The following is a 22,388-nucleotide window of genomic DNA, read 5'->3' as shown; positions in this document are numbered from 1 at the left end:
GAACCGATGACCCCTGCCGATATCGACCGCTGCGTCGAGCTCGAGCATCTGCTGTTTCCCGAGGACGACCCGTGGCAGGCGGTGTCGTTCCGCTCCGAGCTGGCAGGCGCGCACAACCGCTACATCACCGCTCGCGACGCGAACGGCGTCATGGTCGGTTACGCCGGCATCGCGCTGCTCGGTGACGCCGCCCATCCCGAGGCCGAGGTGCACACCATCGGCGTCGACCCGGACTGCCATCGCGGCGGCATCGGCACGCTGCTGCTGGAGGCACTGCTGGCCACGGCGGCCGAACGTGGGGGCCCGGTGTTCCTCGAGGTGCGCACCGACAACGCGCCGGCCATCGCGCTCTACGCCAAGCACGGTTTCCACATCATCGGGCTGCGCAAGAACTACTACCACCCCAGCGGCGCCGACGCGTACACCATGCGGCGGCCCGAACTCACCGCCGCGGCCGACGAATGGGCCGCGCGCGGCAGGCAGGACGAGGTGCTGTCGTGATCGTCATGGGCATCGAAAGCTCGTGCGACGAAACCGGAGTCGGCATCGTCCGGCGCAACCCGGACGGATCGCTCGACCTGCTCGCCGACGAGGTGGCCTCCAGCGTCGACCAGCACGCCCGCTTCGGCGGCGTTGTCCCCGAGATCGCCTCGCGCGCGCATCTCGAGGCGATCGTGCCCGCCATGCGCCGGGCACTGGCCGCTGCCGGGATCAGCAAGCCCGACGCGCTCGCCGTCACCATCGGCCCCGGCCTCGCCGGTGCGCTGCTGGTCGGTGTCGCCGCGGCCAAGGCGTACGCGGCGGCCTGGGATGTGCCGTTCTACGCGCTCAACCACCTCGGCGGGCACGTCGCGGTCGACACGCTCGAGCACGGCCCGCTGCCGCCCGCGGTGGCGCTGCTGGTCTCGGGCGGGCACACCCACCTGCTCCAGGTCACCGATCTGGGCGAGCCGATCACCGAGCTCGGCAGCACCGTCGACGACGCCGCGGGCGAGGCGTTCGACAAGGTCGCCCGGCTGCTCGGCCTCGGCTACCCGGGCGGACCATACCTGGACGCGGCCGCCGCCGGTGGCGATCCGCGCGCCATCGCGTTCCCGCGCGGCATGACCGGGCCGCGTGATGCCCGCTACGACTTCTCCTTCTCCGGCCTCAAGACCGCGGTCGCCCGCTACGTCGAAGCGGCACAGCGCCAGGGCATCACGCCCGAGCGGCTGCCGATCCCGGATATCGCCGCGTCCTTCCAGGAAGCGGTCGCCGACGTGCTCACCATGAAGGCCGTGCGCGCCGCGCAGGACGTCGGGGTGGACACGATCGTGCTCGGCGGCGGCGCCACCGCGAACTCCCGCATCCGCTCGCTCGCCGAAGAGCGTTGCACGGCGGCGGGATTGACACTGCGGGTGCCCAAGCCGCGGCTGTGCACCGACAACGGGGTGATGATCGCGGCGCTGGGCGCCCATGTGATCGCGGCGGGTGCGCAACCCGCCGAGCTGACCGTCGCCACCGATCCGGGTCTGCCGGTGTCGGTGAGTGCCCTGCGCGGCTGATCGTTCCAGCCGCTACGCAGGCGGCCGCGGCCTGAGGCGGCGGTCTGTATGCGCGGCCGATGTGCCTGCGCCTGCTATCTGATGCGGATGGCGCGGCGGCCTACTTGCTCGATGTATCCGGCGCGGCGAGCGTGCTGTCCGGCAGCTAGTCGATCAGCTGGAGCGGTGCTTCGCTCGGCGTGCTCGCGGCGGGCGGCACGGGCACGGGCAGGACACCGTGGGCGGGTGCCTGGGTGGGGGAGGTGTTCGGCGTCGACGGACGCTGTTGCTGGTTGCCGGAGGATCCACTGTTCATCGGGCCGAGTGGCGATTCCGGATACGGGATCTGCGGCAGATTCGGGTCGGGACGCAGCGTCGGGGCCGTCGAGCTTGGCCCGGAGGGGCTGGGCGCCGGGGCCGAGCTGGGCGGCGCTGGCGTGGTGGGCGCGATCGGGCTCGGCGCCGGGGTTTCGGTGGTGGGCGGCGCGGTGGTGACACCGGTGCGGTCGCCGCTCTCGCGGTTCTGCGGTATCGGCGGTAATTGCGGTGCAACGGGTAATGGCTGTCGCACGGAGCTGCTGGTGCCCGCCGGGGTGACATCGGGGGCGTCGGGCGTGATGGCCTGCACGCCGTAGCCGATCACCAGGCCGACGACGACGACCGCGCCCGCCAGCGTCCCGACCACCTTGGTGAACGTGCCGCTCGGCGCGTCACCGAGTGCGGCGGGTAACAGTGCCGACGGCGCGGCGGCATCGGCGACCAGTGCCGCGCCCTTGGCGATCACGGCCTCCGGATCGGCCACGGTGAGTACCGGCACATCTAATCGCGCGTGCAGCGTGTCGACGACGGCGGGGATGTTGGCGCAGCCGCCGATCACCGCCACCGCCTCGGGATACTTCGGCGCCCGGCTGAACACCGACGCGGAGAACAGCGCGATATTGCGCAGCAGCCCGCCGATCAGCTCCTCGAAATCGGAGCGGGTGAGCTTGAGCGGCTGACCGGCCACGTGATCGATGGTGACCGCCGGCGCGATCGACAGGTGCTCCTTGGCCGCCCTGCCCCGATTGGTCAGGGTGCTGCGATTGGGCCTGGTGCCGCGGCGGGCGTAGTGCAGGTCGACGAGATGGTGGTAGATCAACTCGTCGATGGCGTTGCCGCTCAGCGTCGGCGTGCGCTCGGTGTGCAGGATCGTGCCGTCGGCGTAGTCGACGACGGTGACGGTGAGTCCGGTCGCGCCGAGGTCGACCACCGCGACGGTGGCGTAGCGATCGAGCAGGCCGGTATCGCGTAAGTAGATCATCGCCGCGGTGCCCTCCGGCACTAATCGAAGATCACGATGCCGCGTGGTCGCCGCGCGAATTGCCTGGGCCTGCTCCTTGTTCCGGTACGCGACGGCGACGCTGGTCGGTGGCCGCGTACGGGCCGACTCGGCCCTGCGATGCGCGCCCGCGTAACGACCGAGTGGTTCGCCGACCATGCCCGCGCTCTGGGAGACGGGCAGCTGGGTGGTCATCAGCTCGATCGAGGACGACACGAGATCACCGAGGTCGGAGTGCGCCGCGTCGGCGGAAACGACCCGGTAGTCGAAGCTTTGCTCACCGGACGGTCCGGTGGCGACCAGTGCTGAGCACACCACCTCGTTACCGGCAGAGATGCCGAGGGATGTTCGCATGTTCACCTCCCTTCGAGCGGATGGTTCTGTGACGCCGACCATCTCGATGGAACGCTATACATATCCTTTCACAGCCTGTTATGCGAACGTTACAGATCTTGACAGGCGATGTGAAGATCACTGGCGAGTGTGGGCGTGTCGAAAACGCGACATTGGCACAACCCGGCCTTGAGCGCTGGCACTCTCACGTATAGAGTGCTAGTCGGCACTGTGTAGCTGTACTTGTGCCAGTCGACTACTGGGCTTCGGGTCCCGGCACCCGCGACGACGGGGCTGACGCGCAGGGTCGCATGTAGACCGAAACCCGGTCCGGGACAACAGTTCCGGACGACCGAATTTCCCCTGAAAGTGGAGGGCTCAACGTGGCGAGCGTGAACATCAAGCCGCTCGAGGACAAGATCCTCGTCCAGGCCAACGAGGCCGAGACGACGACGGCCTCCGGCCTGGTCATCCCGGACACGGCCAAGGAGAAGCCGCAGGAGGGCACCGTCATCGCCGTCGGCGAGGGCCGGATCACCGAGAAGGGTGACCGCATCCCCGTCGACGTCAAGGAAGGCGACGTCGTCATCTACAGCAAGTACGGCGGCACCGAGATCAAGTACCAGGGTGGGGAGTACCTCATCCTGTCGGCGCGCGACATCCTGGCCGTCGTCACCAAGTAGGCCAACGCCGCATTCGCGTTCCGCCCCGGCGTCGTCAAACCGACCCGGGGCGGATTGCGTTCTCACACAGGAGCTGAATCCTCTATGGCAAAGCAGATCGAGTTCGACGAGAAGGCTCGCCGGGCTCTGGAACGCGGTGTCGACAAGCTCGCCGACGCCGTCAAGGTGACCCTCGGTCCCCGTGGCCGCCACGTCGTGCTGGCGAAGGCCTTCGGTGGCCCGACCGTGACCAACGACGGTGTCACCATCGCGCGTGACATCGACCTCGAAGATCCCTTCGAGAACCTCGGCGCCCAGCTCGTCAAGAGCGTCGCCACCAAGACCAACGACGTCGCGGGCGACGGTACGACCACCGCGACCGTGCTGGCCCAGGCCTTCGTGCGCGCCGGCCTGAAGAACGTCGCCGCCGGCGCCAACCCGATCTCCCTCGGCCAGGGCATCGCGCTGGCCGCCGACAAGGTGTCGGAGGTGCTGCTCGCCGCGTCGACCCCGGTCTCCGGCGAGAAGGCCATCGCCCAGGTCGCCACCGTCTCCTCGCGGGACGAGGAGATCGGCGAGATGGTCGGCAAGGCGCTGACCACCGTCGGCAAGGACGGCGTCGTCACCGTCGAGGAGTCCTCGACCACGCAGACCGAACTCGTCATCACCGAGGGCGTGCAGTTCGACAAGGGCTACCTCTCGCCCTACTTCGTGACCGACCCCGAGACCCAGCAGGCCGTGCTGGAGGACACCTACGTCCTGCTGCACCGCGACAAGATCAGCTCGCTGCCCGACCTGCTGCCGCTGCTCGAGAAGATCGCCGAGTCCGGCAAGGCCGTGCTGATCATCGCCGAGGACATCGAGGGCGAGGCGCTGTCGACGCTGGTGGTCAACTCCATCCGCAAGACGATCAAGGCCGTCGCGGTCAAGGCGCCGTTCTTCGGTGACCGCCGCAAGGCGTTCCTCGACGACCTGGCCGTCGTCACCGGCGGCACCGTGATCAACCCCGATCTCGGTGTCACCCTGCGCGAGGCCACGATCGAGCAGCTCGGTCAGGCGCGGCGCGTCGTCGTCACCAAGGACGAGACCGTGCTCATCGACGGTGCGGGCACCGCGGACGACATCGCCGCCCGCAGCGCGCAGCTGCGTCGCGAGATCGAGGCGACCGACTCCGACTGGGACCGCGAGAAGCTCGAGGAGCGCCTCGCCAAGCTGGCCGGTGGCGTCGCGGTGATCCGCGTCGGCGCGGCCACCGAGACCGCGCTCAAGGAGCGCAAGTACCGCGTCGACGACGCGGTCGCGGCGGCCAAGGCCGCGGTCGAGGAGGGCATCGTCCCCGGCGGCGGCACCGCGCTGGTGCAGGCCGCGACCGCGCTGGTCGAGCTGCGCGACTCGCTGACCGGTGATCAGGCCGTCGGCGTCGAGGTGGTTCGCAAGGGCCTCGAGGCGCCGCTGTTCTGGATCGCCACCAACGCCGGTATCGACGGCGCTGTCGTGGTCAGCAAGGTCGCCGACGGCAAGGAAGGCTTCAACGCCGCCACCCTTACCTACGGTGACCTGCTCACCGACGGTGTCGTCGACCCGGTCAAGGTGACCCGCTCCGCCGTGGTGAACGCCGCCTCGGTCGCGCGGATGATCCTGACCACCGAGAGCGCCATCGTGGAGAAGCCGGCCGAAGAGGCCGACAACCACGGGCATCACGGTCACGCGCACTGACGCACAACTGACGAAGGCCCCTGGACCGCAAGCGGTTCGGGGGCCTTTTGTTGTCTGCTAGCTCGCTACCGGAGGTTCTTCGGCGAGAATCGCCGCCAGCAGGCGCGTGCGCAGGGACGGGGGCGGTGGGGCGGGTGTGCTTGACCCGAGAACGGCGAGAGCTTCGCGGGTGCCGCGGAGCTCTCGCGAGAACTCGGTACAGAGCGTGGGATTTTCGGTATCGATGATGGTGTGGATCGTGTGATGGTCTTCGTCGTCGATCAATCCGAGCGCGACGGTGTGCGCGAGATCGATCTGGGCTTCGTTCATCTCACGTCACCCCCAAACTTTTCTTCAGTCGTGTCAATCCGTCCCGAATCCGGGACTTAACGGTCGGTAGTCCTATGCCGAGATGCTGAGCTACCTCAGCGTAGGTCCGCCCGCCGTAGTAGGCGAGCGAGATCGCCTCGCGTTGGGTCTCGGTCAGTGTCGAGAGCCCGCGCTGGACGGCCTGTTGTTCGAGTCTGCGTTCCACCTCCTCGGTGACCTCGTCGAATTCGTTGCCGAGAACCCTTATCCCGTAGGCGACTTCGCGCTGGGTGTGGGCTTGCTCGGCACGAACCCGGTCGACCGCCCGCCGGTGCGCCAACGTCATCAGCCAGGTCACCGCCGACCCCTTGGTGGGGTCGAAACTCGTTGCGGTGCGCCAGATCTGGAGATAGACCTCTTGCGTGGTCTCCTCCGCGTATCCCGGGTCGTGCAGGACCCGCAGGATCAGGCCGAAGACGCGCGCAGACGTCCGGTCGTACAGTTCGGCAAAGGCATGCTGGTCGGACAGGCCGCATCGTTCCAACAGTGCAGCTAGCTCGACTCCTTCGGCCGCGCGTGCGGTAACTGCAGAATCCACGCTCGGTGGGAAGGCTTCGCTTCGGAACCCATTCTGTGTCATCGGTCACGAATCTAGCCCGCGGCTATGACCTCCCTTCGCCCGGGGGTGCTTTGATCGCGTGCCAGCTATTTGCTAGAGATTCGGCACGCCACGCCGGGCGGATGGGGTCGGATTTGCCGAGGTGCCTAGACGGCCATGCGGCGCCGGTTGCGGCGCGCGTGCATCTCGCGTTCGGTCTCCGACATTCCGCCCCAAATGCCATAGGGCTCACTGACCTTGAGCGCGTGGGTGCGGCACTGCATCAGCACCGGGCAGGCCCGGCAGATCTCCTTGGCGCGCATCTCGCGCGCGGTGCGGGCGCGGCCGCGCTCGCCGTCCGGATGGAAGAAGACGGCGGAGTCCTGTCCGCGGCACGAGCCACGCATCTGCCAATCCCAGACGTCGGCGTTCGGACCGGGGAGGTGGGTGGGCATGGGCATGGTGAACTCCTTGTGGTGCGAGCTCGTCAGCGTTGTCGAGCGAAGTTGGTGCGGCAGGTCTTCGCGCCACCTCCGGGGAGGTGGCCGGCTCGACGGTGCCTGACGGTGCCGTTGGATGGTCGCTGCAATTTCGCGCGGCGCCGACCCCGGCGATGAGCTACGTTAGGTGCAGGCGGGAAATTCCGTCAATAGTTCCGCGCATTGGTTCCGCAAATCTGCAACGCTGAAATTTAACCTGCGCACTGTTTACATTTCACACTCGTTCCGTTCATACTGTTCGGTTGGCTATGGATCGGTCGCCGCGCGGTGTCCACGCCGGTCGGCATTTTCCCAGGTCGCGCCGGTCAGGGGCGGGTTCTGCCAGGTGGCCTCCGCCTCGTCCGGGTGGTACGGATCACAACGACCCTCGTGCGCGGCCTCGGCGGAGATGGCGGAAACAGGGCGCCGAGGTTAATTGCGCGAAACGCATGTGAATTCGAAACATTGCGGTAGAGGCGGCGGCGGGCGGAGATTTACCTGATGGCAACATCGGCCACCGGGGCAAAAGCTGAGTGGTAGCTGTCCGGGCGCGGTTGGGACATATCACGAGAACCGCGGGTGCGCGGTGGCGGCTACAGTCTCGTCGTGCAGAGAACGGCTTCACCCGCGGATATCGGTTCCGAAATACTCGCTTCGACGGCTTTCGGGCCCACTCCCGGACGGGCCGCTGCGGAGTTGCCGGAACCGGCCGACCCCGCGCGACGGTGGTACCGGGCCGTCGCGCTCGGTGGTCAGGGCCGATACGCCGCCGCCCGATCCGACCTGCGGATACTCGCCGGAACCCGGATCGATCCGGCGCTGCGATCCCGCGTCGAAAGCACCCGCGGATCGCTGCTGCGTCAGCTCGGTGGCCACGCCGCCGCCGCGGCATTCGACGGCCGCGCGGCGAACCTCGCGCTCGGCGCCACCGGACCGGATCGCGCCGAGGCACTGGCCGACGCCTTCACCGGTCTGGCCGCCGACGCGCTCGGCACCGGCAGACTCGCCCTGGCTCGCAGACTGCTCGGCCGGGTGGAACCGCTGCTGGCCGAAGCCCCACCCCGCTGCGCGGTGCGGTGGCACTGGGTGCGCGCGGAGACCGCGCTCGCCGGCGGCGAGGCCGCGCCCGCCTTGCGCGACGCCGAGATCGCGGTCGAGCTCGCCGCCGCGCTGCCGTCGGTGCGGCACCGGGTGAAGTCCGCTCTGCTCGTCGCCGCGGCCACCGCCGCCGCTGGCGAAACGAACCGCTCCGCGGAACTGGCTCGCGCGGTCGATGTGGACTGCCGCGAGCACGCCTTGCTGCCCCTGCGATGGGCGACCGCGATGCTGCGCGCCGGGGTGTGTGAGCAGGCAGAAGCCAGGGCCGCCGCGGACGAAGCCGCAGATCACGCGGCCCGAATCCGCACGTGGGGCGGGGATTTCACGCTGCCTGTTTCGTAACCCGGTTCTGTTGATCTTCCTGAGAGGTCTCATAGAAGCGACCAGGCCCGCTCGCGGGTGATCAACGGGTCGCTATTGTTAGTTCCGTTCCGCCGCTTCGGTGGAAGCTCGGTCACATCAGACCGCGCCACTCGTAACGCCAGGAAAATCTCTGACGATGACGCATATGGGCGAAGAGTTGGACCTCGCCGTCGCTGCGGCTGCGCAGGGCGACAGGACTGCTTTAGCTCAGGTACTGGAACTGATCCGGCCGTTGGTAGTCCGCTACTGCCGAGCTCGGATCGGAGCCGCGGAGCGCGGGCAGCTCTCCGCGGACGACGTTGCGCAAGAGGTCTGTTTGGCTGTGATGACCGCCCTGCCCCGCTATCAGGATCAGGGTCGGCCCTTCATGGCCTTCGTATACGGGATCGCTTCGCACAAGGTCGCCGACGCCCATCGCAATGCCGCCCGTAACAAGGCGGAGGCGATGGCCGAAGTACCAGATGTCATATCCACCGACCAGGGACCGGAGCAGCGAGCTCTCGACTCGGAGACGAGCAGGCAGATGAACACTCTGCTGGCAACGCTCCCCGAGAAACATCGGGAAATCCTGATCCTGCGCTTGGTCATGGGTCTGTCAGCAGAAGAGACCGCAGTCGCCGTGGGCAGCACGGCGGGGGCGATACGGGTGGCCCAGCACAGGGCACTCGCGAAACTGAAGTCACAAGTGGCGAGGGCAGGTGAAATGTATGGCTAGGGATGGCGAGCGCGGTCGAGGCGACCGGAAGGTTTGGCGTGGGTCGCACGACAGCGGTCCCTACGCCGCCGAGGATGCCGGTGATTCCGGTCCGGTCGACATTGCGGCGGTGCGCAGCGACGATGCGCTGATCGACGCGATCGCGAGCGACGGCCCGGTGCGTACCGACAGCCCCGAGGAATTCCAGCTGGCGTCGTTACTCGCGGATTGGCGGGCCGATCTCCTGGCCGAGCCGATGCCCGCGGGCCCTGATCTGGACACCGTGTTCGCGGCGGTCAATCAGGAGATCGGCGCGCGGCAGGTTCGGGTCGGAGCTTCCTCGCGCGGACGTCTACGGCTGGTACGCCCCATTCTCGGAGCGGCTGCGGCACTGGCCGTGGTCTTCGGCGGTATCACGGCGTTCTCCTACAGCGCCGCCCCCGGCGATCCGCTGTGGCGGGTCAAGGAGGTCGTGTTCAGCGAGCAGGCCCAGTCGACCGTCGTTGCACGGGTCGACGATGATCTGGTCGCCGCGCAGAACATGCTCGACGCGGGCAACCCGGAGCAGGCGCGGGTCATGCTGGAACAGGCTTCGGCCACCGCGACCCAGGTCAACGACCAGGGCAAGCGGGAAGATCTGGTCGCCCGCTGGAACCTGCTGCGGGACGAGCTGGCCAAGCGGGCCCCCGAGATCGCCGCGCAGCTGCCGCCGTCGACACCGGCGTCGCCCGGTTCGACCAAGCCGAGTTCACCCTCGCAGGCTCCGGCCACGAGCAATCCGGCCACCACGGCTCCGCTGGCGCCGACCGGTCCCGGTTCGGGTACCACCGAACCGCCGGTGATCCTGCAGTCGCCCGGTCCGGAGACCAAGCCGGTGGTCCCGCCGGAGACCGTCGAGCCGACGTTGCCGCCCGTGACCACCGTGCCGAGCACGCCGCCCCCGGCGACGGTCGAGCCGACAACGCCGCAGACCACCATCGTCGAACAACCGCCGGTTACCGTGCCGACGGTGGTCCCGACATCGCATCAGTCGCAGCCGACGGTTCCGCCGACGCTGCAAACCCCGCCGGCCCTGTCGATCCTGCCCGCACCGCCCGCGGTGCCGTCACTCTGATCGTTCCCAGCCACGACGAAGGCCCCGAACCTGAGGTTCGGGGCCTTCGTCGTTGTGTTCGGAGCCGGGCGCCATCGTCCCCGCGCATGCGTGACCGGTGCGGGGGAGCGGGCCTGGCGGACAGCTCAGTTGTCGAAGCCGTCGAAGCCGTCGCCGTGGAACGCCTCGTTCATCGATGCGTCCGCGTAGCCGCGGCAGTAGTCCCAGGTGACGTACGCCTCGGGCGTCGGGTCGTAGGCGGGCTCGTGCGGACGGACGGTGCCGTCGACGAGTAGCTGGAGCAGGTTCGCCCGCAGCATGTCCCAGTCGTGGTAGTGATCTTGCCGACAATCCTCGCAGCTGACGACGAGCCCGCGGATGCCGCGATGGGCAAGCAGGGCTTCGTACACCGCGAGGTCGGCGAGATCTTCCTCGACCGCGAGGCGCTCATGAGGATCCAGCGGCTCGCCGGGCTCGATGGCATCGAGCGCGGCAGACGGGTCGGAGGGGTCTCCGGCAAAGGGATCCGGCGGCAGGCCAGGTGGTAGATGGTCACGCACATCCCCACGGTACGCAGTACTTGGTGGTCTGCGCCAGCGATGCACCGGGCAAGTTTGCCGCGGGGCTCACTTCACAGGCGTGTTCGCCCGCCGGATACCATGGAATGCAGGCGTCGGCGAGCTTGTTCTCACCGACCATCAATCTTTTCCGCTCAGCACCGTCGCATCGCAGCTTTCGGCGTACGTTGCTACCGACGACCAGGAGGGGTCGATCCGAATGAGTAATCCCGTGTCGGGCGAACGAATCGCGGTGCGCCCTCCTACGGGTGGCGACGATCCGACCAAGATCGCCATGCTCGGCCTCACGTTCGACGACGTGCTGTTGCTGCCTGCCGCCTCGGATCTCATCCCCAGTTCCGTCGAGACTTCCAGCAGGCTCACCAGGGAGATCACCCTGCGCACCCCGCTGGTGAGTTCGGCCATGGACACCGTCACCGAGGCGCGCATGGCCATCGCCATGGCGCGTGCGGGCGGCATGGGCGTGCTGCACCGCAACCTGTCGGCCGCCGATCAGGCCGCCCAGGTGGAGACGGTCAAGCGCTCGGAGGCGGGCATGGTGACCGACCCGGTCACCTGTCGTCCCACCGACACCCTCGCCGAGGTCGACGCGATGTGTGCCCGGTTCCGCATCTCGGGCCTGCCCGTGGTGGACGAGACCGGCGCGCTGGTCGGCATCATCACCAACCGTGACATGCGCTTCGAGGTCGATCAGGAGCGCCGTGTCGACGAGGTGATGACCAAGGCGCCGCTGATCACCGCCCAGGAGGGCGTCACCGCCGAGGCCGCGCTGGGTCTGCTGCGCCGCCACAAGATCGAGAAGCTGCCGATCGTCGACGGCAACGGCCGTCTGCGCGGCCTGATCACGGTCAAGGACTTCGTCAAGACCGATCAGTACCCCAACGCCACCAAGGACCGCGACGGCCGCCTGCTGGTCGGCGCCGCGATCGGTGTCGGCCAGGACTCCTGGTCGCGCGCGATGACGCTGGCCGACGCCCAGGTCGACGTGCTGATCGTCGACACCGCGCACGGCCACCAGTCGCAGGTGCTGCAGATGGTCGCCAAGGTCAAGGCCGAGGTGGGCGATCGCATCCAGATCGTCGGCGGCAATGTCGCCACCCGCGCAGGCGCGGCCGCGCTCGTCGAGGCGGGTGTCGACGCTGTCAAGGTGGGTGTCGGTCCCGGCTCCATCTGCACCACCCGCGTGGTCGCCGGTGTCGGCGCGCCGCAGATCACCGCGATCCTCGAGGCCGTCGCCGCGTGCAAGGCCGCCGGTGTTCCGGTGATCGCCGACGGTGGCGTGCAGTACTCCGGTGACGTCGCCAAGGCCATCGCGGCCGGCGCGTCCACGGTGATGCTCGGCTCGCTGCTCGCCGGCACCGCCGAGGCCCCCGGTGACCTGATCCTGGTGAACGGCAAGCAGTTCAAGAGCTACCGCGGCATGGGCTCCCTCGGCGCCATGCAGGGCCGCGGCCAGGCCAAGTCGTACTCCAAGGACCGCTACTTCCAGGACGACGTGCTCGCCGAGGACAAGCTGGTCCCCGAGGGCATCGAGGGCCGGGTCCCGTTCCGCGGCCCGGTCAACCAGGTGATCCACCAGCTCGTCGGCGGCCTGCGCGCGGCCATGGGCTACACCGGTTCGCAGAACATCGAGCACCTGCAGGGCGCTCAGTTCGTGCAGATCACCGCGGCGGGCCTCAAGGAGAGCCACCCGCACGACATCACCATGACCGTCGAGGCCCCGAACTACACCGGGCGCGGCTGAGTACAATAGGTGCGTTTGTGCGCCGGGAGGTACGCTCCCGGCGCACAGCCATGCGGTCGTTCTCCGGCCGCGACAACGCGCGCACACGCGCGCCCGAACACAGGGAGCAACTGTGCGTGACATGGTGGAAATCGGCATGGGCCGCGTCGCCCGTCGCACCTACGAGCTCGACGACGTCGACATCGTCCCCTCGCGGCGGACGCGCTCGTCCAAGCAGGTCTCGCTGGCCTGGCAGCTCGACGCGTACCGCTTCGAGGTCCCGGTGCTCTCGCACCCCACAGACGCGCTGGTCTCGCCCGAGTTCGCGATCGAGCTGGGTCGCCTCGGCGGCCTCGGTGTGATCAACGGTGAGGGCCTGTGGGCCCGGCACGCCGACGTGCAGGACAAGATCGATCAGCTGATCGATCTCGTCGACAAGGGGGGTTACGAACGCGCGATCTCCCTGCTCCAGGAATTACACGCCGCGCCGATGCAGCCCGACTTGCTCGCGGCCGCTGTCGCGCAGGTGCGCGCGGCCGGCGTGACCACCGCGGTCCGGGTGGGCCCGCAGAACGCCCGCGCCCTCACCCCTGCCCTGGTGCAGGCCGGTGTCGACCTGCTGGTCGTGCAGGGCACCATCATCTCCGCCGAGCATGTCGGCGACGGTGAGCCGCTGAATCTGAAGACCTTCATCGCCGAGCTGGACGTGCCGGTCGTCGCCGGTGGCGTGAGCGATCACCGCACCGCGCTGCACCTGATGCGCACCGGCGCCGCGGGCGTCATCGTCGGCTACGGCTCCTACCCCGGCGCCACCACCACCGGCGAGGTGCTCGGCATCGGCGTCCCGATGGCGACCGCGATCGCCGACGCCGCCGCGGCGCGGCGCGACTACCTCGACGAGACCGGCGGCCGCTACGTGCACGTCATCGCCGACGGCGATGTGGCCACCTCCGGCCAGCTGGCCAAGGCCATCGCCTGCGGCGCCGACGCCGTGATGCTCGGCGTGCCGCTGTCGGCGGCGGCCGAGGCGCCCGGCCGCGGCTGGTACTGGCCCTCGGCGACCGCGCACCCCTCGGTGCCGCGTGGTTCGTTCCTGCCGGTCGACGAGTCCTGGCTGGACGGCGCCGACGGCACCGTCACGCGCCCGAGCCTCGAGCGCGTGCTCTACGGCCCCTCCGACGACCCGTTCGGTTCGCTGAACCTGGTCGGCGGCCTGCGCCGCTCGATGGCCAAGGCCGGCTACTCCGACCTCAAGGAATTCCAGAAGGTCGGGCTCAGCGTCCGCTAGCGCACGTGGGTCGGTGAGACCCGGTCCCGCAGGAATCGCGCGATCGCCGTGTTGACCGGTTCCGGGTGGGTCATCGTGACGGCCAGACGGGCGCCATCGATCTCCAGGAATGTGGAGGCGGTGAGCCCGTCGGCCAGCGTGCGGGCGCGATCGCCCGCGATGCCGCTGTGGGTGGCGTGGATGATCAGCGCGGGGCAGGTGATCTCGCGCAGCCGGTCCAGCACCGAGTCGCGGCCGAGCAGGCAGCCGACGGCGGCGTCGAGGCCGTTGTGCGCGTCGCCGACCCAGCGCTTGGTCCAGATGCCGCGGTACCAGTCGTCGTCGCCGATCAGCCAGTCGGCCAGGCGGCCCGCTGCTTCTTCCCGCGAGCCCTTGTCGTGCCATTCGTCGAGGAAGCGCTGGGTCGCGGTGGACTGTTCTCTGGTCGGCCCGTGCGCCTCGGTGCTGATGAGGATGAGCGCGGCGACGCGTTCCGGCGCGACCAGCGCGGTCCGCAATGCGGTGAAGCCCCCTTGCGCGGTGCCGCCGACGATGGCGCGTTCGGCGCCGATGTGGTCGAGGACGGTCAGCGCGTCGCGCGCGGCGGTCCAGTAGGTGAAGGGCAGCCGCTGATCCTTGGTGCGGCCGTGCCCGCGCGCGTCCCAGGCCACGATGCGGAATTCGGGAGCGAGAGCGGCCTGCTGGGAGGCGAACATGGTGCGGTCCATGAAGAATTCGTGGGCGAGCAACACCACCGGCCCCGTGCCACCGCTGTCCTCGTAGTAGATGTCGGCATCGATCGCGCGGGCGAATGGCACGTGCACGAGGATAGCCAGGTCGACCGGGTATTGCGCAATGTTCTCCCAACGCGTGGGCACGGACCGATGCCCGTTGCTCGGGCTTCGTACACCGTCACTAAACTGGGGCGGTGGCAGAAACTCAGAGACCGGTCCTCGTCGTCGACTTCGGCGCACAGTACGCCCAGCTGATCGCCCGCCGGGTGCGTGAGGCGCGGGTGTTCTCCGAGGTGATTCCACACACCATGACGGTGGAGGAGATCGCCGACAAGCAGCCCCTGGCGGTGATCCTGTCCGGCGGCCCGTCCAGCGTGTACGCCGAGGGCGCACCGCAGCTCGACGCGCGGCTGTTCGACCTGGACGTGCCGGTTTTCGGCATCTGCTACGGCTTCCAGGCGATGGCGCAGGCGCTCGGCGGCACGGTGTCGCACACCGGCACCCGCGAGTACGGCCGCACCGAGCTCAATATCGACGGCGGTGTGCTGCACGGCGGCCTGCCGACGGTGCAGCCGGTGTGGATGAGCCACGGTGACGCCGTGACCGACGCCCCGGAGGGCTTCGAGGTCACCGGCACCACCGCGGGCGCTCCGGTCGCCGCGTTCGAGGATCGCGCGCGCCGCCTGGCCGGCGTCCAGTACCACCCCGAGGTGCTGCACTCCCCGCACGGCCAGCAGGTGCTGAGCCGCTTCCTGCACGAGCTGGCGGGTATCCCCGCGGCGTGGACCCCGGCCAATATCGCCGACGCGCTGATCGAGGACGTGCGCGCGCAGATCGGTGACGGCCACGCGATCTGCGGCCTGTCCGGTGGCGTCGACTCCGCCGTCGCCGCCGCCCTGGTGCAGCGCGCGATCGGTGACCGGCTCACCTGTGTGTTCGTCGACCACGGCCTGCTGCGGGCCGGCGAGCGCGAGCAGGTGCAGCAGGACTTCGTCGCCGCGACCGGCGCCAAGCTGGTGACCGTCGACGCGGTCGACAAGTTCCTCGGCGAGCTGAAGGGCGTCTCCGACCCGGAGGAGAAGCGCAAGATCATCGGCCGCGAGTTCATCCGCTCCTTCGAGGACGCGGTCGCCGGCATCGTGCTCGAGGAGGGCGCTGCCGCAGGCGCTGCCCCGAAGGTCGAGTTCCTGGTGCAGGGCACCCTGTACCCGGACGTCGTCGAATCCGGCGGCGGCACCGGCACCGCCAACATCAAGAGCCACCACAATGTCGGCGGCCTGCCCGACGACCTCGAGTTCGACCTGGTCGAGCCGCTGCGCCTGCTGTTCAAGGACGAGGTCCGCGCGGTCGGCCGCGAGCTGGGCCTGCCGGAGGAAATCGTTGCCCGCCAGCCCTTCCCCGGCCCCGGCCTGGCCATCCGCATCGTCGGCGAGGTGACCGCCGACCGGCTCGACCTGCTCCGCCAGGCCGACGCCATCGCCCGCGAGGAGCTCACCGCCGCAGGCCTGGACAAGCAGATCTGGCAGTGCCCGGTCGTGCTGCTCGCCGACGTGCGTTCGGTCGGCGTGCAGGGCGACGGCCGCACCTACGGTCACCCGATCGTGCTGCGCCCGGTGTCGAGCGAGGACGCGATGACCGCGGACTGGACTCGCCTGCCCTACGACGTGCTGGAGCGCATCTCCACCCGGATCACCAACGAGGTGAAGGACGTCAACCGCGTCGTGCTCGATGTGACGAGCAAGCCGCCGGGCACCATCGAATGGGAGTGAGCTGTATATCTGGCGGCTGGCGCCGCGGGTTTTCAGCCTCGTGACCTGACCGCCGAGGGGCGATACCGCGCCTGCGGCGTTACGTCTCGCCCCTCGGCGGCGAGGCGGCCGGAAACGTGGTGGTGGCGATTGGTGGTTTGTGCCGGTACGCCAGCAGGATTCGGCCCAGCGGTAGTCCATTCGAGGGGCGAGTTTCCTGCGTGCGGTCGGTGCGTTCGTCCATTGCCGTTGTCCTCCGACAACAATGGCCCGTCACGGAGACGGGCCATTGTCGTGTCTCGGTTGTCCGGTTGTCTTTCGTCAGTGTCGTTTGCGACGCGGGGAGAAGGTCAGCAGCAGGCCGATGACGATCGCCGTGATCACCACGCCCCAGCCGATCGGCAGGATGCCGCCGCCCTCGGGAGTGGGTGCGCCCAGCAGGGCCCACACGCTCAGGGCGAGCGCGATCAGGCCGGTGCAGAGCAGGGAGAACGCGGGTCGGCGCTGCGTGTCGACGCTGGTCTGATCAGCCACGGGTCACCTCCACATCACCGAGGTGCATCTTGATGTGCAGATCGAGGACCGGTGCGCCGGGGGTGCCCGGCCCGCTCAGTCCTTCCACGCAGGTCGAGTCGGCCACGCGGATGTCACATGTCGTGTTCACTGTCATCCCTTCGGGCAGGTGCACTTTCGCGTCACCGATGTTCACCGCGACCTCCACGCTGCGGGACTCGGTGAGATTCAGGCCACGCAGATCCAGCGTGCCGGAACCGATGTCGAGGGCGTAGCGGGGCTGCAGCTCCGACACCGAGGTCGGCGCCCAGACACGGTCGCCGACGGCGCCGTTGTTCTCGAAGTCGATCGGGCCGATCAGCGAGGCCAGCAGCACGAACCCGGCCAGCGGTGCGGTGAGCACCAGCAGTCCGTAACCGCGCCGCAGGAAGGCGCCCGCGATGAGTCCGAGGCCGACGACCGCCAGGGCGAAGGCCGCGATCCGCGCGGGGGTCATCCATTCCACACCCGAGGCCGCCGCCGCACCCGCCACCGCTGCCGCCAGGATCGCCAGGCCGATGGTGACCGGGGTGAGCCGGGAGCGTGGTCGTTTCGGCGGCGGTGGTGGCGCCACGACGTAGCGGGGCGCCATCTCGGGGAGTTCCCAGGCGAGGGGTGCGATGGCGAGCGGGTCGACACCGGCGGGGACCTGCGCGCCGATGCGGGGGAATCCCGGTGCGGGCTGGGCGAGGTCTTTGCGCAGGACCTCGGTGCGGCCGTCGGGTCCGGTGGGCGGCGTGGGCTCGTCCTCGGCCGGTGCGGCGACGAGCTCGGATGATTCGGCGTCGCGCTTACCGAGGTCGATAGCCGAGCCGGATTCGCTCGAATCGTCCACCGGGCGTACGAGATCGGTCGAGGTGTCGCTCGGCGCGACGGCCCGCATCGGTGTGGATTCCGCTGCGGGAGTGAACGGGGCGGATGCGGGCTCCTCGGTGACCGGGGCAGCCGTGGCGTCCTTGTGCAGGACGACCGTCTCGGCCGCGTCGACCCGGAGCAGCGGGGTGGATTCCGCTGCGTCCGTGCGGTTTTCCTCGCGGGGGAACACGGTCGTCGCCGGATCGGGGACGTAGGCGTCGGGCAGCTTGGTGTAGGGCGTGTACATCCCGGTCGGCGGCACGTCCGGGATGTACGGGTAGCCGCGGACCGGTACGCCGGTCGGATAGCCGGTGGCGGCCGGATAGCTCCCCGTGCCGAGCGACCCGGCGCGGACGGTGTCGAAACCGGTCGGCAGTTCGGGGTGCCGGATGTAGAGCATCCACCAGCCCGCGAGCATCAGGCCCATACTCACCACGCCCGACCCGCCGAGCCCGAGCCCCATCGGACCCATGGTCGACACCGCGATCGCCAGCGCCACGATCAGCACGATCGTCTTGGTCTGCGAGTGCGTGCCGCGCGCGTGCTCGGTCAGCGCCTCGGCCGCCGACACCTCGTTCCCCGCCGAACTCAGGATCAGCCACGCCAGCAGGTACAGCACGATGCCGGCGCCACCGAAAATGGTCGACACGACGAACGCCACCCGCAGCAGCACCGGATCGACCCCGTACCGCAGCCCGAACCCAGCGGCGACACCGGCGATCGGCCCCTGCCGCGGCAGCCGGACGGGCCGCGTGTGCCACATCTGCTGGATTTGGTCACCGAAGCTCGCTCTGCTCATGCCATCCATGGTGTGCCGGACCAGCCCTTTCGCACATCGGGGTGAACCCTGAGGTTTGCCCGGGTTCCCCGGTCAGGCGCAGGGCGGGCGATAGGAGACGTTGGGCACCTGGCGTCGCCAGACGGGTTCGGTGAGCGCGTCACCGGTGGCCGCGCAGATCCGTTCGGCGACCAGTTCGGGGTCCAGATCCCAGACGCCGAGCTGGCCGTTGTCGGTGACGATCATGAGCTGTTCGCCGGCGGGATGCAGGACAACGTGGCGGTTGAGCCCGTCGGCAGGCCCCAGCGGCCCGGCGCCCTTGCGGGGCGCGCGTGGGTCGTCGAGATACCAGAGCGCGGTTGTTCCGTCGTCGCTCGAGATAGCGAGACTGTGGGAGTCCACCGACGTGGACAGCGCGACGATCGGTGCCATTTCGGTGCGGAGTGTGTCGGCGAGCGGTCCGATCGTCTCGGGGCCTTCGATGTCCCACAGCCGGAGGTTGTCGAACTCCGTCACGATCATGGTCCGATTGTCGGGTAGGAAAAGCGAGGGCTGGAAGATGGCCGAGGCATTGTTGCCGATCTCGCCGATCACACTCGGATTGTCGGGGTCGCTGATGCTCCAGATCTCGCGCATGTACGGCCGCCGGCGGTCGTCCGGATCGAAGGATACGGTCTCCAGCTTGTCGCCGTCGGCGTGGAACCGGCCCAGGAAGACCTCGCCGAACGTCGTGGTGATCGGTGCGCCCAGACGAACCGGCGTTGTCCGGTCGGTGATGTCCCACATCTGGATCGAGGAACCGTCGCCCACCAGCATCCGATTGCCCTCGACTGTCGACGACATAGTGCCGATGGCGGGCCACGGGGGCAGGGGGGCGCGGGTTGCCGGGATCGTCGAGGTCGAAGACGAGCCGCTGTGCGCCGTAGCGGTCGTGGATCGACAGCGTGCGTCCGTCGGGACTCAGCGCGGGTTGAGAACGACCGGGCGAACCGGGGATCGTCGCTCGCCGGACCGGGTTGCGGGGTTCGGCGGTGTCCCAGACCGTCACGGCCCCATTGCTGGACAGCACGGCCATCCGGTCGCCTGTTCGGTCGAAAACGGGCAGGTACGAGGAGTGCTGGGCTGTCGCGACCAGCGATCGCGGGATCGACCAGATGCGCAACGTTCCATCGTTGCCAGCTCCGGCCAGTAACGGTCTGTCTGGAAGGAAAATCAGCGATCGCGGCCCGTTCTCGCAGGACGCGACCAAGGATCGCAGGCAGTGGCCCAGGCTCACCGACAGCGCGGGTGCGGCTTGCTCCGGCTGAACGCGATCGGTGATGTTCCACAATCTGCCCGCGTCTCCGGCGCTCGTGGCGAGCACGGAGCTGTTCGGGGCGAAGGCGATCGAATGCATAACGCCGTCGTCGACCCGAAACGGAGACCCGTACCTGCGGGGATTGCCAGGATCGGTGACCTGCCAAAGCTCCACGCGGCTCGATAGCGGGCCTGCGGTGTCGGCCGATCCGAAGGTGCCGATCGCCAAGAGCGCGCTGTCCGAGCTGAACTCGAAGTCACGGAGATGGCTGGTGTCGGGGATTGTCCCGACGAGACGTGCGGCTGCCGGGTCGCGGACGTCCCACAGCTGCACGACATCGGAAGCCCCTCGGTCGTACGCGGATCGGCCCACTGCGAGCAGAGTGCTGTCGGGACTGAACTCGACGGCGGATCCCACGTGCTCGGTTCCGCTGCGGGGCAGGTCTATGCGCCTCGACCGCACGGGGCCGGACGGGTCGGCGAGAGACCAGAACGTCACCGACGACGCATCCGATTCGGCGAGCTGGGTCCCGTTCGGGCTGACCGCGATCGACTCCCGTCGGCCGGTGGTGAGCGTGTGCAGCAGCCGCGGTGACTCCGGATGTGCGAAGTCCCAGAACTGAACGCCCGCTGGCCCATTGGTGACCGCATTCGAACCACCGGCGACAAACGCCAAGCTTTCGACCGGTGCGTCGAAATCGGTCTCGATGCGCACCGGCCGCTGCGGGACGGTGGTGTCCCAGAGCATGACCTTGTTGTCGAGATCAATGGAAACGAGCAGCCCGTCCGACGGTCGGGCGACCAGCGATTCGACGGGTTGCTCATGGGCGGGCACGGTGACCGCGAGCGGCAACTCCTGGGTGTTCAGCAGCTGAGTCCGGGTCGAGAGGTCGGGCCGCATCCGATACGCGGCCAGCGACAACTGCGCCGACAGCGACGGATCGGTGGTTCGGGTCCGTTGCGCCGCGGCGACCAGTTCCGCGTAGTCACGGTCCGCTGTGCGCTGATCGGCCAGCTTGCCGCGGTCCCAGGCGACCACACCGGTGGCCAGCAGCGCGACCACGATGGCGGCGGCGCCTGCCCGCCGGCGTCGTCCCAGCTGGGCCGACCGTCCCGAGGCGTCGAGAAAGGCGCGGGCGCGTGGGCTGGTCGCGGTGCCGCGGGTGTGTTCGCGCGCGCTGTCGAGCCGCGTACCGCGATAGAGCAGCGCGGGATCGCGTGCGGCGGTTTCCCATTCGGTGGCGTCGCTCTCCAGACGCTGCCGCACCAGGTGTCCGACTCGATCGATCTCGATCCATCCGCGCAGCCGGGGCCAGGCGGTCAGCACGATCTCGTGGGAGAACTGGACCGAGCCCGCGTCGAGCGCGATCAGGCGACTGGCGGCGAGAACTTCCAGCGCCTCCGCCGCGGCGTCGGGATCGCTGCTGCGCGTGAGCAATTCGGTGCGGTCGACGATGCGCCGGGTGTCGCGCGCGTCTTGCCCGACGGTGACCAGCGATCCCAGCATCTCCTGGGCGGTGGCCTGCTGGGCCGGGGCGAGCTCGCTCCAGGCCAGTTCGGCGGTCTCGGCGACCGAGCCCGCCACCCCGCCCGCCTTGCGATAACCGGCGACGGTGAGCTTGCGACCTTCGCGCTGCTGCCAGGTCGCGGCCATCACGTGCGACAGCAACGGCAGCGTGCCGGGATCGTAGGCATCGGCGTCGGTGTGCCCGCCGAGTCCGCGCAGTTCGGTCAGCACCAGTTCTTCCAGGCCCTGTTCGAGGGTGAGTCCGGCGGCCGCCGACGGTCCGGTGATCGCGTGCGACAACTCGTCGGGCGACATCGGGCCGAGCAGGTAGTTGTTGTGCCGCAGGCTGTCCCGCAGGACCGGGTGGTGCAGACAGCGTTCGTAGAAGTCGGCGCGTAGTGCCAGGACCACGGTGAGTGGATCGTGCGGGCGGGTGGTCAGGTCGGCGAGCGTGGTGAGGAAGGTCGAGCGTTCGGCCTCGTCGGGGCAGAGGGTGAACAGTTCCTCGAACTGGTCGACGATCAGGACCCGGAGGTCGTCGGTGAGTGCGGCGGCGAGGGCGGTGGTCGGCGTCGCGCCTGGTGTCATGGTGGCGGTGGGCAGGTCGAGGGCCGGGCGCAGGCCCGCGGCCAGCAGCGAGGACTTGCCCGCGCCCGACGCGCCGATCAGCACCACGATGCCGGTGGTGGCGCGGACCAGGTCGACGAATTCGGTGGTGGCCTGTTCCCGGCCGAAGAACAGGGAGCGTTCCTCGGCGCGGAAGGCGCGCAGGCCGGGGTAGGGGCAGGTGTCGCCCTCGCCCGCCGTCGCGGTCCAGGTCACCGATTCCTGCCACAGGCGGCGCCATTCGTGCGGATCGGCGAGTCTGCGGGGGAGTTCACGCTGTGCCTTCGCGGTCAGGTCGATCAGGGTCAGCACCACCGGCAGCAGCGATTCGAAGCGGGCAGGCACATTGCGACCGGCCTTCCAGTCGCTGATGCGCTGGGGTGACGGCGTGCCCGCCTGGGTATTTCGCATGCGCCGCTCGGTAGCCGTGGCGACCCGGCGCAGGGTCGGATTGCCTGCCGCAGCATAGAGTTCGGCGAATCGCTGCGCGAAAATCGCACGCGGCGAGGAGCTTTCCGGCTCGGTGATGGTCAAGGAACCCCCCGTTCGATGAAAACGACCGAGGGGAATGCTATTTGG

19 protein-coding genes are annotated in these 22,388 nt (G+C 69.0%); 10 read left to right on the top strand and 9 right to left on the bottom strand.

Annotation, left to right across the window (positions count from 1 at the left end):
• Window positions 1–6: 6 nt before the first annotated feature.
• Both rimI and tsaD read left to right on the top strand, forming a co-directional pair.
• Window positions 7–501, top strand: a complete 495-nt coding sequence (gene rimI / locus ACFWF2_RS01815; protein WP_378852364.1) for a ribosomal protein S18-alanine N-acetyltransferase — start codon at window positions 7–9, stop codon at window positions 499–501.
• Window positions 498–1,544, top strand: coding sequence for a tRNA (adenosine(37)-N6)-threonylcarbamoyltransferase complex transferase subunit TsaD (gene tsaD, locus ACFWF2_RS01810; RefSeq protein ID WP_379303554.1), 1,047 nt, complete (start codon window positions 498–500; stop codon window positions 1,542–1,544). Before rimI ends, tsaD begins: the two co-directional genes overlap by 4 nt.
• Window positions 1,545–1,689: 145 nt before the next feature.
• On the opposite strand, the gene ACFWF2_RS01805 is transcribed toward tsaD, so the two are convergent.
• A complete protein-coding gene (locus tag ACFWF2_RS01805) occupies window positions 1,690–3,195 on the bottom strand; it encodes an Hsp70 family protein (protein WP_379303552.1) in 1,506 nt (501 codons plus the stop codon).
• A gap of 362 nt (window positions 3,196–3,557) precedes the next feature.
• Between ACFWF2_RS01805 and groES the strand changes: the two genes are divergently transcribed.
• The gene (groES, locus tag ACFWF2_RS01800) at window positions 3,558–3,857 is read left to right on the top strand and encodes a co-chaperone GroES (RefSeq protein WP_019045169.1); all 300 of its coding nucleotides are present in this window, start codon (window positions 3,558–3,560) and stop codon (window positions 3,855–3,857) included.
• A gap of 84 nt (window positions 3,858–3,941) precedes the next feature.
• Entirely contained in the window at window positions 3,942–5,552 is a 1,611-nt protein-coding gene (gene groL / locus ACFWF2_RS01795; RefSeq protein WP_379303550.1) for a chaperonin GroEL, read from the top strand.
• A 57-nt stretch (window positions 5,553–5,609) separates the two neighbouring features.
• Here groL and ACFWF2_RS01790 read toward each other — a convergent pair whose 3' ends face one another.
• From ACFWF2_RS01790 to ACFWF2_RS01780, 3 genes are all read right to left on the bottom strand, one after another.
• Window positions 5,610–5,861, bottom strand: coding sequence for a hypothetical protein (locus ACFWF2_RS01790; RefSeq protein ID WP_379303548.1), 252 nt, complete (start codon window positions 5,859–5,861; stop codon window positions 5,610–5,612).
• A gap of 1 nt (window position 5,862) precedes the next feature.
• Window positions 5,863–6,480: a sigma-70 family RNA polymerase sigma factor gene (locus ACFWF2_RS01785; RefSeq protein ID WP_379303546.1), complete on the bottom strand. Its 618-nt coding sequence runs from the start codon at window positions 6,478–6,480 to the stop codon at window positions 5,863–5,865.
• A 125-nt stretch (window positions 6,481–6,605) separates the two neighbouring features.
• Window positions 6,606–6,899, bottom strand: a complete 294-nt coding sequence (locus ACFWF2_RS01780; RefSeq protein WP_022567299.1) for a WhiB family transcriptional regulator — start codon at window positions 6,897–6,899, stop codon at window positions 6,606–6,608.
• 624 nt (window positions 6,900–7,523) lie between these two features.
• On the opposite strand from ACFWF2_RS01780, the gene ACFWF2_RS01775 reads away from it, so the two are divergent.
• From ACFWF2_RS01775 to ACFWF2_RS01765, 3 genes are all read left to right on the top strand, one after another.
• Window positions 7,524–8,357 (top strand): hypothetical protein, encoded by an 834-nt coding sequence (locus ACFWF2_RS01775; RefSeq protein ID WP_379303544.1) that lies wholly within the window; start codon window positions 7,524–7,526, stop codon window positions 8,355–8,357.
• A 157-nt stretch (window positions 8,358–8,514) separates the two neighbouring features.
• Window positions 8,515–9,093, top strand: coding sequence for a sigma-70 family RNA polymerase sigma factor (locus ACFWF2_RS01770; protein WP_110037079.1), 579 nt, complete (start codon window positions 8,515–8,517; stop codon window positions 9,091–9,093).
• Window positions 9,086–10,186, top strand: coding sequence for an anti-sigma-D factor RsdA (locus tag ACFWF2_RS01765; RefSeq protein ID WP_379303542.1), 1,101 nt, complete (start codon window positions 9,086–9,088; stop codon window positions 10,184–10,186). Before ACFWF2_RS01770 ends, ACFWF2_RS01765 begins: the two co-directional genes overlap by 8 nt.
• Before the next feature lie 125 nt (window positions 10,187–10,311).
• Here ACFWF2_RS01765 and ACFWF2_RS01760 read toward each other — a convergent pair whose 3' ends face one another.
• Window positions 10,312–10,725, bottom strand: coding sequence for a DUF5319 domain-containing protein (locus ACFWF2_RS01760; protein WP_022567296.1), 414 nt, complete (start codon window positions 10,723–10,725; stop codon window positions 10,312–10,314).
• 217 nt (window positions 10,726–10,942) lie between these two features.
• Between ACFWF2_RS01760 and guaB the strand changes: the two genes are divergently transcribed.
• Entirely contained in the window at window positions 10,943–12,487 is a 1,545-nt protein-coding gene (gene guaB / locus ACFWF2_RS01755; protein WP_379303540.1) for an IMP dehydrogenase, read from the top strand.
• A 112-nt stretch (window positions 12,488–12,599) separates the two neighbouring features.
• Window positions 12,600–13,754, top strand: a complete 1,155-nt coding sequence (locus ACFWF2_RS01750; protein ID WP_379303538.1) for a GuaB3 family IMP dehydrogenase-related protein — start codon at window positions 12,600–12,602, stop codon at window positions 13,752–13,754.
• Here ACFWF2_RS01750 and ACFWF2_RS01745 read toward each other — a convergent pair.
• The gene (locus tag ACFWF2_RS01745) at window positions 13,751–14,551 is read right to left on the bottom strand and encodes an alpha/beta fold hydrolase (protein ID WP_379303536.1); all 801 of its coding nucleotides are present in this window, start codon (window positions 14,549–14,551) and stop codon (window positions 13,751–13,753) included. The two genes, ACFWF2_RS01750 and ACFWF2_RS01745, sit on opposite strands and share 4 nt — an antisense overlap.
• 110 nt (window positions 14,552–14,661) lie before the next feature.
• Between ACFWF2_RS01745 and guaA the strand changes: the two genes are divergently transcribed.
• Window positions 14,662–16,236, top strand: coding sequence for a glutamine-hydrolyzing GMP synthase (gene guaA, locus ACFWF2_RS01740; RefSeq protein ID WP_379303534.1), 1,575 nt, complete (start codon window positions 14,662–14,664; stop codon window positions 16,234–16,236).
• A gap of 300 nt (window positions 16,237–16,536) precedes the next feature.
• Here guaA and ACFWF2_RS01735 read toward each other — a convergent pair whose 3' ends face one another.
• The 3 genes from ACFWF2_RS01735 to ACFWF2_RS01725 all read right to left on the bottom strand — a co-directional run bounded on the left by ACFWF2_RS01735 (window position 16,537) and on the right by ACFWF2_RS01725 (window position 22,343).
• Window positions 16,537–16,749: a hypothetical protein gene (locus tag ACFWF2_RS01735; RefSeq protein ID WP_379303532.1), complete on the bottom strand. Its 213-nt coding sequence runs from the start codon at window positions 16,747–16,749 to the stop codon at window positions 16,537–16,539.
• Window positions 16,742–18,421, bottom strand: coding sequence for a PspC domain-containing protein (locus ACFWF2_RS01730; RefSeq protein ID WP_379303530.1), 1,680 nt, complete (start codon window positions 18,419–18,421; stop codon window positions 16,742–16,744). Before ACFWF2_RS01730 ends, ACFWF2_RS01735 begins: the two co-directional genes overlap by 8 nt.
• A gap of 139 nt (window positions 18,422–18,560) precedes the next feature.
• Window positions 18,561–22,343 carry a hypothetical protein gene (locus ACFWF2_RS01725; RefSeq protein ID WP_379303528.1) on the bottom strand — a complete coding sequence of 1,261 codons (3,783 nt, stop codon included), beginning with the start codon at window positions 22,341–22,343 and terminating at the stop codon, window positions 18,561–18,563.
• Window positions 22,344–22,388: the final 45 nt, after the last annotated feature.

It is taken from the genome of Nocardia sp. NPDC060259 (genome assembly GCF_042728775.1).
Taxonomy (GTDB): Bacteria; Actinomycetota; Actinomycetes; order Mycobacteriales; family Mycobacteriaceae; genus Nocardia.
This window is presented reverse-complemented; position numbering and strand designations above follow the sequence as displayed.